Raw genomic sequence first — 13,210 nt, forward strand, 5'->3', positions numbered from 1 at the left:
ATCGATCCGGAAACCGCGGCGTACGGGCGTGCCCTAGCAAGCCACCACCACGGCGAGCAACTTTCAGATATGAAAGATTGCTGTATCGACCCGCCGCGCTTGCGGCATAAGGTTCGCGTCCGCAACCACGATCGCCCCGCCATGCCCCCTCCCCCGCCACCGCTACCGCCACCACCCAAGCCGGATACCGCTCCCGGCACGGATACCGCAGGCCCCCGCGTCTATTCCGCACCCGCGCTGGAAAAGGCGATCGACATCATCGAGCTGCTCGCGCGCGAGCCGGGCGGGCTCACGGTCAGCGACATCGCGACCCGCCTGTCGCGATCGATCAGCGAGCTGTTCCGCGTGATCGTCGTGCTCGATCGGCGCGGATGGCTGCACAAGGCTCCCGCGAGCGACCGCTACCGCGTGACCTACAAGCTGCTCGAAACCGCCCACCGCGCGACCCCGGCGCAGGAACTGACGCATGTCGCCGCGCCGCTGATGCACGCCTTGGCGGCGACCGCGATGCAGTCCTGCCACCTCGTCGTGCGCAACGGCACGAGCGGCCTGATCGTGCTGCGGCAGGAAAGCCCGGGCCCGACCGGTTTCGCCGTCCGGCTGGGCACCAGCATCGCGCTCGCGACGAATTGCTCAGGCCATGTCCTGCTCGCGTTCATGGGCGAGGACGCGCGCACCGCGATCCTCGACGAGACGACCGACGCCGCGACCCGTGCAAGCCTCGCCCCGCATCTCGCCGCGATCCGCGACCGCGGCCACGAATGGAGCAAGAGCAACCGGATGGCGGGCGTTTCCGACATGAGCTGCCCCATCTTCGGCTATGACGGACATGTCGTCGCCGCCCTGACGATCCCATTCCTCGAGGTGATCGACGAAACCCCGCACATCGCCGCCGACGAAGCGCTGATCGCGTTGAAACGAACCGCCACCGCCATCCCGCAGGCGCTGGGCTGGTCCGATCCGCAGGCGATGCCGCTCAACCCCAGCCTCTCTGTAGCTGCCCCCGGCAAGCGCAAGCGGGCGACACAACCATCGACGGGGGAGGATCTGGCGTGATTCCGCGCCGATCCCCGCTCTGGCTGCTGCCTGCGTTACTGGTTACCGCGGCTGTGCCCGTATTCGCCCGGCAGGCGCCCGACACGCCGGCTCTTGCACTACCGGCGACGGACCGCCTGAACGAGCGATGGTGGGCCGATCGTCACCGCGCTCCTCGCCACGATCGCTGAACATCGCGACCCGGCCGTCGTCCTGATCGGCGATTCGATCATCAACAACTATGACAAGGCGGCGCCGCCGGACGAGAATTTCGCGCCGACATGGGCGAGACACTATGCGCCCCGCCGCGCGCTCAACCTCGGGTTCAGCGGCGATACCACTGCCAACGTCCTCTGGCGGCTCCAGCACGGCGAGGTCGAGGGGCTTCGTCCGAAGGTCGCGGTCGTGCTGATCGGTACCAACGACACCGCAGGGGCCGGGCGAACCGCGGCGCAGACCCAGGCGGGCATCGACGCGGTCGTGGACGATCTCGAGCGCCGCCTGCCGACTACGAAGATCCTGCTGCTCGGACTGCTACCGAGTGCGATCACAGCCGCCAAATCGGCGACCGACATGGCGGTGAACGCCTATCTGGCCGACCGTTATGCAGCCGATCCCCGCGTCGCCTACCGCGATATCGGCGCAATCTTCCGCCGTCCGGACGGCACGCTAGACGAGACGCTCTTCTACGATCCGCGCCTGCCGCAGCACGGCAAACCGCTGCATCCCGACACCCATGGCCAGCGGATGATGGCCGAGGCGATCGAGCCGACGCTGGCGAACCTGCTCGGCGAAGAGCCGCTGTGATTGGATCATTCGGCTTGGGATTTCAGCGATCGTGAAATGGAGCGGGTGAAGGGAATCGAACCCTCGTCACTTGCTTGGGAAGCAAAAGCTCTACCATTGAGCTACACCCGCGAATGGCGATCTACGCCAGTCGGTCCGGTTCATGGACCGGCTCTCGATGGTCGGCCGAGTGCCACAGTCCTTGCGGCGACGTCAACGCAAAATCGTCCCGCCGGCCAGACCGGCTGACCGGCCAGACCAGCTAGCCGCGCAGCGCGATCACCTGCGACCGCTCGCTCTCGGGCACCAGTCCCTCCAGCACCGCCCAGAAGCCCGACACCGCGCTCTGCCCCGCGCTCGCATACGCCGCGGCCATCTGGATCCGTGCCGCCTCGAACAGCTCGCGCTCCATCTTCGAACCCTCCGCGGTCAACCGCAGCAGCCGTTGCCGACGATCACGCTCGCCCGGCCGGGTCTCGACCAGTTTGCGGTCGGCCAGCTCGTTCAACACGCGGCCGAGCGACTGCTTGGTAATCGCCAGCAGCGACAGGAGTTCGCTCACCGTCATGTCGGGCTTTCGCGCGATGAAATACAGCGCGCGGTGGTGCGCGCGCCCCAGCCCCTCCTCGGCGAGCCCTTGGTCGATCGATCGGGTCAGGTGGCTGTAGCCGAAGTACAGCAGCTCCATGCCGCGGCGGAGTTCGGGTTCCCGAAGGAACAGGGGTGAAGCAGAAGACGCTGTGGCAGGCATGTTGACCGGTTTAGACATCGCCCGTAGTCGTCGGCAACCCGCCACGAGAGAGATTTTCGATGTCCGCTCCAGCTTTTACCTCGCCTTCCGCCTTTCGGCATGAACCGAACGCGACGCCGGTCGAGGCGAACGAGCGGGCGAAGCGGCTGATCGATCCCGGATTCGGGCGCGTCTTCACCGATCACATGGCGATGATCCGCTATAGCGACACGGAGGGCTGGCACGATGCGCGGATCACCGCGCGCGCGCCGCTGACGATCGATCCGGCGTCGTCGGTGCTGCATTACGCGCAGGAGATCTTCGAGGGGATGAAGGCGTATCGACTCGCCGACGGCGGCACCGCGCTGTTCCGTCCCGAGGCGAATGCGCGCCGCTTCCAGGATTCAGCACGACGCCTTGCCATGCCCGAGCTGCCGACCGAGCTGTTCCTCGAATCGGTCGAGCGCCTCGTCAAGACCGATGCGAACTGGATTCCGGAGAGCGATGGCGGCGCATTGTACCTGCGCCCGTTCATGTTCGCGTCCGAAGTGTTCCTCGGCGTGAAGCCCTCCGCCGAGTACCTTTACATGGTCCTCGCCTCGTCGGTCGGCGCGTACTTCAAGGGCGGTGCACCCACGGTATCGATCTGGGTGAGCCAGCAATACACCCGCGCCGCACAAGGCGGCACCGGCGCGGCCAAGTGCGGCGGCAATTACGCCGCCAGCCTGCTCGCGCAGTCCGAGGCGATCCGCAACGGCTGCGACCAGGTCGTCTTCCTCGACGCGGCCGAGCGCCGCTGGGTCGAGGAACTGGGCGGCATGAACATCTTCTTCGTGTTCGACGACGGCAGCATGGCGACCCCGGCGCTGACCGGCACGATCCTGCCTGGCATCACGAGGGACTCGATCCTGACGCTCGCACGCGCGCAGGGCATCGAGGTGCGCGAAGAGGGCTACACGATCGACCAGTGGCGCGCGGATGCCGCGAGTGGCCGACTGGTCGAGGCGTTCGCGTGCGGCACCGCGGCGGTGGTAACGCCGATCGGCACTGTGGCGAGCCCCGAGGGACGCTTCACGATCGGCAGCGGCGGCCCCGGCCAGTTGACGATGCGGATGCGCGACGCGCTCGTGTCGATCCAGCGCGGCACCGCCCCCGACGCCAACAACTGGCTGCACCATCTCGCGGATTGACGCGCGGAAGGGCTTTTCACGCGCCGCGGCCCCGCTATAAGGCCGCCTCTGTTGGGGCGTCGCCAAGTGGTAAGGCAGCGGCTTTTGATGCCGCCATGCGCAGGTTCGAACCCTGCCGCCCCAGCCAATTTTCAGTTGAAATCGGGTCGACCTCCGCGCGCGATTACCGTGCCTCCACACTGCGCTCGGGCCGGGACCCTTGCGTATCGTCGCAATAGACGTTTTTTGCAGTATTAGGCCCGGAAGGTCGAACGCGCGTCGTCGGTGGTTACATGGCTTGCCCGGAACCCGCCGCGCCCCTACAGATTGGTCACAAGACCAATTTAGTACCGGGAAGCTCGCATGATGCAACGCACGCGCAAGATCGGCGCCTACACCTCGCTGGTGATGGCAGTGGCGGGGCTTTCGGGCGCGGTCTCCGGACCTGTGTCGGCGCAGCCCACCACGCTGCCGGCTATATTTCCCGCGCCGACGTCGATTGCGCTCGGGAGCGGTACGATCATGCTCGGCACCCGGGTCGTCCTGATCGTCGCGCCCGGCACCGAACCCGAGACCGTCGCGCTGGTCCGCCAGATCCTGACGGCATCGGGCGTCGACACGATCGCGACCGCCAAGCGACTGCCCGCCATGCCCGATCGGCTGCACATCGTGATCGGCACCGGGACCACGGCGATCGTCCGCGATGCGCTTACCCGCAGCAAAACCACGCTCGACACGCACGCCGAGGGCTATACGATCGCCACCGTCGCAGCCGGCGCAGGCATCATCACGCTCGCCGGTCACGACGCCGATGGCCTGTTTCACGCCGTCCAGACCTTCCGCCAGCTCGCCCGGCGCCCCTACCTTCCCGCGCTGGTGATCCAGGATCACCCCGCAATGCCGATCCGCGGCACGATCGAGGGCTTTTACGGCGCGCCCTGGTCGATGGCGGATCGCACCAAGCATCTCGACTTCCTCGCCACGGTGAAGGCGAACACCTATGTCTACAGCCCGAAGGACGATCCGTACGCGCGCGATCGGTGGCGCGAGGCCTATCCCGCCGCGACGTTGTCGTCGCTGGGCACGCTGGCCCAGACCGCGCGGCGCAACCATGTCGACTTCGTCTACGCGGTCTCGCCCGGGCCGTCGGTCTGCTTCTCCGACCCCGCCGACGTGCAGGCGCTGGAACGCAAGTTCGACGCGTTGCGGGCGATCGGCGTCGGCAGCTTCTACGTCGCGCTCGACGACATCGAATATACCAAGTGGAATTGCGAGCGCGACAAGACGACATTCGGCCCGTCAGGCGCAGAAGCGGCCGGCGTCGCGCAGGCGCAGTTGCTCAACGCGGTGCAGGCCAGCCTGAGCGCCAAGGATCCGGGTGCGCGCCCGCTGATCATGGTGCCGACCGAATATTACGATGCGAAGGAAACCCCGTACAAGGCGGCGTTGCGCAAGCATCTCGACCCGCGGATCGTCGTCCAGTGGACCGGCACCGACGTCGTCCCGCCCGCCATCTCGATCCCCGACGCGAAGGCTGCGACCAAGGCATTCGGCCGCAAGACGCTGTTATGGGACAATTATCCGGTCAACGACTATGCGCAGACCACCGGTCGGCTGCTGATGGCGCCCTATGCACGGCGCGAGGCCGGGCTGTCGGGCGAACTGACCGGCATCCTGTCGAACCCGATGAACCAGGAGGCACCGAGCCGCCCGGCGGTGACCGGTGTCGCTGCGTTCGGCTGGAACGACACGGCGTACGATGCCGAGCGGACCTGGCATTTCTCCGCGCGTGAACTGGCGGGCGGCGACGAACGCGCGACCGCGGCGCTGCTGACCTTCTTCGATACGCAGCACATGGCGCCGACCTTCGGCAGCCAGCCCTGGCAGGAGCAGGCACCGCGACTCAAGGCGGCGCTCGACGCGGTCCGCGAGGCGCTGGCGGACGGCGATGCGGCGGCACGGCAGCGGGCGATCGCCGACCTGACCGAGCGCGCAGACGGTATCGCCAACGCACCCGACATCATCCGCTCCGGGACGATCGACCCCGGCTTCGCGGCGCAGTCGCGACCGTGGCTCGACGCGATGCAGCTTTGGGGACGCGCGCTCCAGCTGACCGCCGCGGGGCTGGACGCCGCGAACCGGGGCAGCGGCGCTGCGGATCGTTATTTCGCCGACGCCAAGCGGCTCGCCAGCGAGGCGGCAGTGATCAAGACGATCCCCGGTGCGACCCGGTTCGACGGCCCGATCAAGATCGCCGACGGCGTGCTGGACCGGTTCGTGACCGACGCGCCGACGCTGATCGCGGCCGCTCCGTCGCGAAAATGACCTGCACCGATCATGGGGCACTCGGCCCCGCGATCTAGCGCGCCGCGGCGGCCATTTCGGCGTTGCGGCGCTCCGACGCGGACAGCGTTTCGGTGAGTAGCGCGACCAGCGCATCGTCCCGGTCGAGCACGTTCATGCCTTCGCGGGTCGAGCCGCCGGGGCTGGCGACGCGGTCAGCCAGCACGGCGGGCGAGACGTCCGCATCGGCGGCCATGATCGCAGAGCCCTCCAGCGTGGCGATCGCGAGCCGCGCGGCCTGGTCCGCCGGAAGCCCCAGCGCCGCGCCAGCCTTGGCGAGCGCATCGGCGAAGCGGAACACGAAGCCGGGGCCGCAGCCCGCCAGCGCGGTCACCGCATCGAAATGCGCCTCGTCGGCGATCCATTCGTAATGGCCGAGCGGGGCGGCGAACGCTTCTGCCGCGGCGGTCGCCTCGGCCGACGCGCCGGGCGTGTAGAGCGACGTCACGCCCTTGCCGATCGCGACCGGGAGGTTGGGCATCGCGCGGACGATCGCATCGGCCTCGAACCGCCCGGCAAGCGCGGCGTGATCGACACCCGCAAGGATCGACAACAACAGCTTCGGAGCGCCCTTCATCGGCGCGAGCAACGCCTGCGCCGCGTCGATCTGTTGTGGCTTGAGCGCCAGCATCAGCGTGGCAGGCGCGTCTTCATCGGGCAGCGCGGTCAGCGAGCGGACACCCTCGGGGACGCCCTTCCCGCTGCGCGTGATCACCGTCACGCTCATAGGATCGAGCCCGGCGGCGATCCAGCGCCGCAGCATCGCGCCACCCATGTTGCCGCAGCCGATCAGCCACAGCGGACCGACCGGAAAGCCCTTGGCCGAACACGCCATCCTCAAGCCTCGCCGTGCGTTTCGATCAGTGCCGCGGCGAGCGCGTCCTTGGGGGTCTTGCCGCCCCACAGCACGAACTGGAACACGGGGTAGAAGCGCTCGCACTCCTCGATCGCCGATTCGACGAGCAGTTCGGCAGCCTCGAGCGACATCGTGCCGTCATCGCCGCCATCGACCATCGCGGCATGCCGGAACAGCAATATGCCGCTCGACGACCAGAGCTCGAAATGGCCGATCCAGAGCTGTTCGTTGACCAGTCCGATCGTCTCGTACACCGCCTGGCGGCGCTCGTCGGGCACCTTGATGTCAGGAAAAGCGAGGAATTGCAGCACGCTATCGTCTTCGCGCCACAGGGCCCGCAGCTCGTAGGTCGCCCAACTTCCCTTCACGGTCGCGACGATCTCGTCCTCGTGGCGCTCATGCTCCCAGCCATGCGCAGCGTAATAGCTTTCGAGCATGTCGATCGGAGCAGCGTCTTCGTGGTCGTGGTCTACTTGGTCGAGCATCATTAGGTCCTGGCGGTCCTTATCGCACGACAAAGGGTGCCGAGGCAAAAACGCCACGGCAACCCCATCGAACCCGTTTGTGCGGAAAACTGTGGAAAAGTCAGTCGACCGACGCCCCGAGCGGTGCGGTTACCGTCGACTGGGCCGCGAACTTGGCCTCGAGCGCATCGAGACGCGCCTTCAACACGTCGTTCTCGTCGCGCGCGGCGGCGGCCATGGCCTTGACCGCGTCGAACTCTTCGCGACTGACGAAATCGAGCCCGCCGAGCCATTCGCGCGCCCGTTCCCGCGCGCCCGAGCCGGCTTCGCGACCGACGCCCGCAAGCGTACCGGCCGCACCGTTCAAGACCTTGACGATATCGTCGAACACGCGGTTTTCGGACTGCATTGCTTCAAAACCCCAGAGACTGTTGCATATACTGCTGCGTCACAGCATTTGGGACGTATGCGCCGCGGGTGCAAGGCTTTCGGCATCCGGGTTCAACTGCCCGATGCTGAACGCGAGCACGCCCGCAAAGCTGATCCACACCATATACGGCACCATCAGCCACGCCGCGGCGGGCCGGATACGCGCGAAAACGAAGGTCGCGGCGATCGATAGCGCCAGCATCGCGACGATCACCAGCACCGACGTACCGATCCGGTGCGCGCCGAAGAACACGGGCGTCCAGGCGAGATTGAGCGCGAACTGGCCGACGAACAACGCGACGGCCAGCCAGCGCAGGCGAGCCCCACGCGCGTTGAGGATCATGGCGAGCGCGAGGCCGATAAGGATGTAGAGCGTCGTCCAGACGATGGGGAAGACCCAGCCGGGCGGGTTCAGCGCAGGCTTGGCGAGCGCCATGTACCACGCATTCTCGCTGCCGACGCTGACCGATCGTCCGGAGAGGAAGCCGAGCAGCAGGATCAGGGGCACGGTCACGACCGCCCAGCGGAGGAACGACATCCTCAACTGGCCCTTCGAAGCGATACCGCCCACACACGTCCTTCCGTCTCTACGCGGGCACGTCCTGCCGCGCGTTTGGCGATCCGTAAACCGTGCTCGCGAGGGAATCGTTCCGCTAGTGGTTCATTCCGGCACGGCCGGGGTCGGCGAAGGTGCCGTGTGGTGCGCAGCGATCAGGAATTCGACATTGCCTTCGGGGCCGGTGATCGGGCTCTCGACCACGCCCTCGACATGCCAGCCCTGCCCGGTCAGCCACGCCGCGACCTCGTCGCAGACCCGCTGGTGGATGGCGGGATCGCGGACGACGCCGCCCTTCCCCACTTCCTCGCGGCCCGCCTCGAACTGCGGCTTCACCAGTGCCATCAGCCGCGCGTCGGGCGTGGCGAAGGACATCGGCCGTTCGAGCACCTTGGCCAAGCCGATGAAGCTCGCATCGCACACGATCAGGTCGACCGGTTCGGGGATATGCGCGGGCGTCAGGATCCGCGCGCTGGTCTGTTCGTGGACGAGGACGCGCTCGTCTTGGCGGAGCGACCAGGCGAGCTGGTTGGTGCCGCTGTCGACCGCGTACACCTTGGTCGCGCCGTTCTTCAGCAGCACGTCGGTGAAGCCGCCGGTCGACGAGCCGACGTCGATCGCGATCGCGCCGCTCACGTCCCAACCGAAATGCGTCAGGCCATGCGCCAGCTTGATCCCGCCGCGCGAGACCCAGGGGTGATCGCGGCCGCGCACGTCGAGCACGACGTCGTCGGCGAGCGTCTGGCCGGGCTTGTCGACCTTCTTCGTGCCCGCGAACACGAGGCCCGCCATGATCAGCGCCTGCGCACGCGTCCGCGACTCGACGAGGCCCCTGTCGACCAGCATCTGGTCCGCCCGTATCTTCACCATGCGCGCATCCTTGCCATGCCCGCCTATCGCCGCCCCGTCCGGCCACCGCAAGCTGCCTTCCTTTCGCCGCAATCTCATTGCCTACCAGTTGAGTGGGATTACGTTGAAGGCTGGGAAGCGTGATCAGGCGGCGTCCCCTAGAGCGTCCCCCCGGTCACGCTTTCCACCCCAAAACGGGGCCTTGGAGAAGGAGAAGCGCTGTGGGTAGTTTCGCACCGTATGAATCCGTCCAGCCGACCATCCTGACCGTACCGGGTCTCGGTGGTTCGGGCCCGTCGCATTGGCAGACGCTGTGGGAAGACGCGCGGCCCGACACGGTCCGCGTCGAACTCGGCATGTGGAATACACCCCACCGCAACGCCTGGGTGACTCGGCTCGACGAGGCGATCCGCCGCGCGGACGCGCCGGTGATCCTCGCCGCGCACAGCCTCGGGTGTTTAGCCGTGGCATGGTGGGCGGAACTCAGCCCACAGCCTTATGGCTGGCCGGTTGCCGGCGCGCTTCTGGTTGCGCCGGCGGATGTCGATCGCGGCGGCGCGCAGGCGGAGCTGAAGGGCTTCTCGCCGACCCCGCGGACACCGCTGCCCTTCCCGTCGATCGTCGTGGCCAGCAGCGACGACCCCTGGGTCACCCCCGAACGCGCGCACAGCATGGCGGCCGACTGGGGCAGCCACTTCGTCGACGCCGGGCCGCAGGGTCATCTGAACGCCGCGAGCGGGATCGGCTGGTGGCGCGAGGGGCAGGATCTGCTCGAACGCGTCATCGCGGCGAGCGGCAATGGCCGTGGGCAGGCTTTGCCACCCAGTGCGGCCCGCTCGATACTCGCGGTGAGTGCGACCGATGCCGCGCAGACACATTATCTGGGCGGGTGACGCCGAGCGTCGGATCACTCCCGAGCCGCCAAGCGCCACGCCGCTCGGCAAACCCAGGAAGTCGAAGAACCCGACGTAGCCCCTCGGGTTCGCGCCGCTCCCCGTGTCCGACTCCGTCCGTCTGAATCCCGGCAAAGTACGCGCTCCAACATTTCGCCTTGCGAATCATGATATGATGTATCATTGCGCCGCATCGTCATCCTCGAAGGTGACGATGAAGGCCCGCGAGGCGGAAGGATTTCATCGTGACACGCGACCCCCATGATCTGCGCGACACCGGTCTCCGCACAGCCGTCGCCGGCGGCCGCTCGACGGGCGACATGCTCGATGGCCTTGCGGTTTGCGCATCGGCCGCCTGCATGATCCACTGCCTCGCCTTGCCGCTGCTGTTTGCGGCGCTGCCCGCACTCGCGACCTGGTTCGATCCAGGCGAGTCCTTCCACCGCATCATCCTGGCTTTCGCCATCCCGACCAGCGCGGTCGCGTTGATCGGGGGATGGCGCACGCACCGCGCCACGCCGCCGCTGATACTCGGTGCGGTCGGCCTCGCCCTGATGGCGCTCGGTATCCTCTTCGCGGGGCGCACGGCGATCGAGACGACGGTGTCGGTGACGGGCAGCCTCTTCCTCGCCGCCGCGCACCTCGCCAACTGGCGCAACCGGTTCGTCCGCAAGACGGCTGCGGCGGCGTGATCCGAGGCATGCAGGAGAACCGCGCGTGAAACCGATCATTCTGGCGGCAACGCTGGCGGCTTTTCTGTCCGCCGGGGCGGTCTGCGCCCGGGTCGATGCGGGCTATCTCGCACCCGGCGCGTTCGACCTGCTCGCGGTCCTGCCGCCCGCGCCCCGGCCTGACGATCCGCGCGGGATCGCCGACCGGGCGATCTTCCGGGCGACTCGGGCACTGGTCGGAACACCGCGCTGGGCGATGGCCACCAACGACGTGAAGCTGGCGCCCGCCGACATGATGCGCGATTTCAGCTGTGCGGCAGGCATCGCGCTGACCCCGCAGATCGCCCCGCGCACGACAGCGCTGATCACCCGCGCGTCGCGCGACACCGCGCGGGAGACCGGGATCGCCAAGACGTTCTACAAACGCCCGCGCCCCTTCCTGATCGACCGAGGCGAAATCTGCCAACCCGCCGCCGAGGTCGCCGACAGCTATGACTACCCATCCGGCCACACGACGGCAGGCTGGACCTGGGCGACGCTGCTCGCCGAACTCGCGCCCGACCGCGCCACCGCGATCCTCGCGCGGGGGCGGGCGTTCGGCGAAAGTCGCGTGGTCTGCGGCGTCCACAATGCCAGCGCGGTCGAAGGCGGGCGCCTGTCAGCCTCGGCGACCCTGACCGCGGCACACACCACCCCCGCCTTCCAGGCCGACCTTGCCGCCGCTCGCACCGAAATGGATGCACTCCGCCGCGATCCGGCTACGCCGCGTCCCGCGCCTGCGCTATGCTCCGGGGAAGCGGCACTGGTCGCGCAACGCATCGAGTAGGACCACCGGATGACGATCGAGTCCCTCAGCCTGGCGATCTCCCGGCGCGCGCTGGTCGGCGGCGCCGTCGGTCTGCTCGCGGCCCCCGCGATCCTGCGCGCGCAACAGCTGTTCACGGCCTATCCGTTCCGGCTCGGAGTCGCGGCAGGCGAGCCGGCGTCGGACGGCTTCGTGATCTGGACCCGGCTCGCGCCCGATCCGCTCGGCGATCATGGCGGGATGCCGATGCAACCGGTCGCGGTCGACTGGCAGGTCGCGTCGGACCAGCGCTTCGCCACCGTCGTCGCCAAGGGCAGCGCGATCGCCCGGCCCGAGCTGGCGCATGCGGTCCACGTCGAGGTTGCGGGGCTGCTCCCCGATCGTCCCTATTGGTACCGCTTCACGGTCGGCCGCGAACGATCGATCGCCGGCCGCGCGCGCACCTTGCCGGTCGCGGGCGCGCCGCTCGACCATCTCCGCTTCGGCGTCGCGGGTTGCCAGAATTACGAGGACGGGCTGTTCACCGCCTATCGCCACCTCGCCGACGAGGATGTCGCGTTCGTCTATCATTACGGCGACTATATCTACGAAGGCCGCAGTTCGCCGGTCGCGATGGGCTATGACGGCAAGCCGCGCCGGTTCGTCCGCGCGCACGAGGGGCAGTTGCTGTTCGACCTCGCCGACTATCGCCGCCGCTACGCGCAGTATAAGATGGACCCGGACCTTCAGGCCGCGCACGCGTCCGCGGCATGGTTCGCGACGTTCGACGATCACGAGGTCGAGAACAACTGGGTCGGCGAGACCGACCAGGAAAACGATCCCCCCGAGGTGTTCGCCTTGCGCCGCGCCGCCGCGTTCCAGGCCTATTACGAACACATGCCGTTCCGCCGCGCGTCTTTCCCGGGCCCCAACGGCATGCAGATGTATCGCCGAGCCACGGTCGGCAATCTGGTCGACCTGCATCTGCTCGATACCCGCCAGTTCCGCTCGGACCAGCCGTGCGACGACGGCTTCAAACCCTATTGCAAGGGCTGGGACGATCCCAAGGCGCAGGTGCTGGGAACGCGGCAGGAGGCGTGGCTCGACACCGCACTGAAACAGCGATCGGCACGCTGGAACGCGCTGGCGCAACAGGTGATGGTGATGCCGCTCGACCGCCGGACCGGCGAAGAGCCCGCGCCGATCCGCAACATGGACAGCTGGGGCGGCTATGACGCGCCCCGCGAACGCGTCCTGGCGAAGCTCGCCGGGCTCGGCAACGCGGTCGTGCTGACCGGCGACGAGCATCAGAATTACGCGGGCGAACTGCGCACCAAAGGCGGCACCGGCGATGCGGTCGCGGTCGAGTTCGTCGGCACCTCGATCTCGTCCGGCGGCGACGGCGCGGACCGGCGCACGGGCACCGAGCGTATCATCGCGGGTAATCCCTTCCTCCGCTACACCAACGACCGCCGCGGCTATCTGGTCTGCGACGTCGCGCACGACCAGTGGCAGACGCGCTTCCGTACGGTCGACCGCGTCAGCACGCCCGACGCCACGATCAAGACCGCAGCCACAGCCACCGTCGAACATGGCCGCCCGGCGCTCTCGATCGCCTGATCTACAGCGGCCCGATACGTCAAGG

Annotated in this window: 14 protein-coding genes and 2 tRNA genes; 9 read left to right on the top strand and 7 right to left on the bottom strand. The window is 67.9% G+C overall.

Features of this window, described 5'->3' with window-relative positions:
- The first annotated feature begins 99 nt into the window (after window positions 1-99).
- The gene (locus NLI89_RS08080) at window positions 100-1,056 is read left to right on the top strand and encodes an IclR family transcriptional regulator (RefSeq protein ID WP_254686564.1); all 957 of its coding nucleotides are present in this window, start codon (window positions 100-102) and stop codon (window positions 1,054-1,056) included.
- 195 nt (window positions 1,057-1,251) lie between these two features.
- Window positions 1,252-1,842 carry a GDSL-type esterase/lipase family protein gene (locus NLI89_RS08085; RefSeq protein WP_368077255.1) on the top strand — a complete coding sequence of 197 codons (591 nt, stop codon included), beginning with the start codon at window positions 1,252-1,254 and terminating at the stop codon, window positions 1,840-1,842.
- 37 nt (window positions 1,843-1,879) lie between these two features.
- On the opposite strand, the gene NLI89_RS08090 is transcribed toward NLI89_RS08085, so the two are convergent.
- Together NLI89_RS08090 and NLI89_RS08095 are read right to left on the bottom strand one after the other, a co-directional pair.
- Window positions 1,880-1,953: transfer RNA gene (locus NLI89_RS08090), tRNA-Gly, on the bottom strand.
- A gap of 130 nt (window positions 1,954-2,083) precedes the next feature.
- Window positions 2,084-2,572, bottom strand: a complete 489-nt coding sequence (locus NLI89_RS08095) for a MarR family transcriptional regulator (RefSeq protein WP_254686565.1) — start codon at window positions 2,570-2,572, stop codon at window positions 2,084-2,086.
- A gap of 59 nt (window positions 2,573-2,631) precedes the next feature.
- Here NLI89_RS08095 and NLI89_RS08100 point away from each other — a divergent pair, with 59 nt between their 5' ends.
- The 3 genes from NLI89_RS08100 (at window position 2,632) to NLI89_RS08110 (ending at window position 6,045) form a co-directional block, all read left to right on the top strand.
- Entirely contained in the window at window positions 2,632-3,741 is a 1,110-nt protein-coding gene (locus NLI89_RS08100) for a branched-chain amino acid aminotransferase (RefSeq protein ID WP_254686566.1), read from the top strand.
- A 52-nt stretch (window positions 3,742-3,793) separates the two neighbouring features.
- A tRNA-Gln gene (locus NLI89_RS08105) sits at window positions 3,794-3,868 on the top strand.
- Window positions 3,869-4,083: 215 nt separating this feature from the next.
- On the top strand, window positions 4,084-6,045 hold the full coding sequence (locus NLI89_RS08110) for a beta-N-acetylhexosaminidase family protein (RefSeq protein ID WP_254686567.1): 1,962 nt from the start codon (window positions 4,084-4,086) through the stop codon (window positions 6,043-6,045).
- 34 nt (window positions 6,046-6,079) lie between these two features.
- Here the strand turns inward: NLI89_RS08110 and NLI89_RS08115 are convergent, their stop codons facing one another.
- From NLI89_RS08115 to NLI89_RS08135, 5 genes are all read right to left on the bottom strand, one after another.
- On the bottom strand, window positions 6,080-6,898 hold the full coding sequence (locus tag NLI89_RS08115) for a pyrroline-5-carboxylate reductase family protein (protein WP_254686615.1): 819 nt from the start codon (window positions 6,896-6,898) through the stop codon (window positions 6,080-6,082).
- Between the two features lie 2 nt (window positions 6,899-6,900).
- Complete coding sequence (locus NLI89_RS08120; RefSeq protein ID WP_439144493.1) at window positions 6,901-7,407, bottom strand: YbjN domain-containing protein; 507 nt, start codon at window positions 7,405-7,407, stop codon at window positions 6,901-6,903.
- A gap of 97 nt (window positions 7,408-7,504) precedes the next feature.
- On the bottom strand, window positions 7,505-7,792 hold the full coding sequence (locus tag NLI89_RS08125; RefSeq protein ID WP_187503493.1) for an accessory factor UbiK family protein: 288 nt from the start codon (window positions 7,790-7,792) through the stop codon (window positions 7,505-7,507).
- A gap of 39 nt (window positions 7,793-7,831) precedes the next feature.
- A complete protein-coding gene (locus tag NLI89_RS08130; protein WP_302675677.1) occupies window positions 7,832-8,350 on the bottom strand; it encodes a TspO/MBR family protein in 519 nt (172 codons plus the stop codon).
- A gap of 123 nt (window positions 8,351-8,473) precedes the next feature.
- Entirely contained in the window at window positions 8,474-9,238 is a 765-nt protein-coding gene (locus NLI89_RS08135; RefSeq protein WP_254686570.1) for a TlyA family RNA methyltransferase, read from the bottom strand.
- 200 nt (window positions 9,239-9,438) lie between these two features.
- Between NLI89_RS08135 and NLI89_RS08140 the strand changes: the two genes are divergently transcribed.
- From NLI89_RS08140 to NLI89_RS08155, 4 genes are all read left to right on the top strand, one after another.
- Window positions 9,439-10,110 carry an RBBP9/YdeN family alpha/beta hydrolase gene (locus NLI89_RS08140; protein WP_254686571.1) on the top strand — a complete coding sequence of 224 codons (672 nt, stop codon included), beginning with the start codon at window positions 9,439-9,441 and terminating at the stop codon, window positions 10,108-10,110.
- Window positions 10,111-10,355: 245 nt separating this feature from the next.
- On the top strand, window positions 10,356-10,802 hold the full coding sequence (locus NLI89_RS08145) for a MerC domain-containing protein (RefSeq protein ID WP_254686572.1): 447 nt from the start codon (window positions 10,356-10,358) through the stop codon (window positions 10,800-10,802).
- A 25-nt stretch (window positions 10,803-10,827) separates the two neighbouring features.
- Window positions 10,828-11,607 carry an acid phosphatase gene (locus tag NLI89_RS08150; protein WP_254686573.1) on the top strand — a complete coding sequence of 260 codons (780 nt, stop codon included), beginning with the start codon at window positions 10,828-10,830 and terminating at the stop codon, window positions 11,605-11,607.
- A 9-nt stretch (window positions 11,608-11,616) separates the two neighbouring features.
- Complete coding sequence (locus NLI89_RS08155; protein WP_254686574.1) at window positions 11,617-13,185, top strand: alkaline phosphatase D family protein; 1,569 nt, start codon at window positions 11,617-11,619, stop codon at window positions 13,183-13,185.
- Window positions 13,186-13,210: the final 25 nt, after the last annotated feature.

It is taken from the genome of Sphingomonas faeni, assembly GCF_024273235.1.
GTDB lineage: Bacteria > Pseudomonadota > Alphaproteobacteria > Sphingomonadales > Sphingomonadaceae > Sphingomonas > Sphingomonas faeni_A.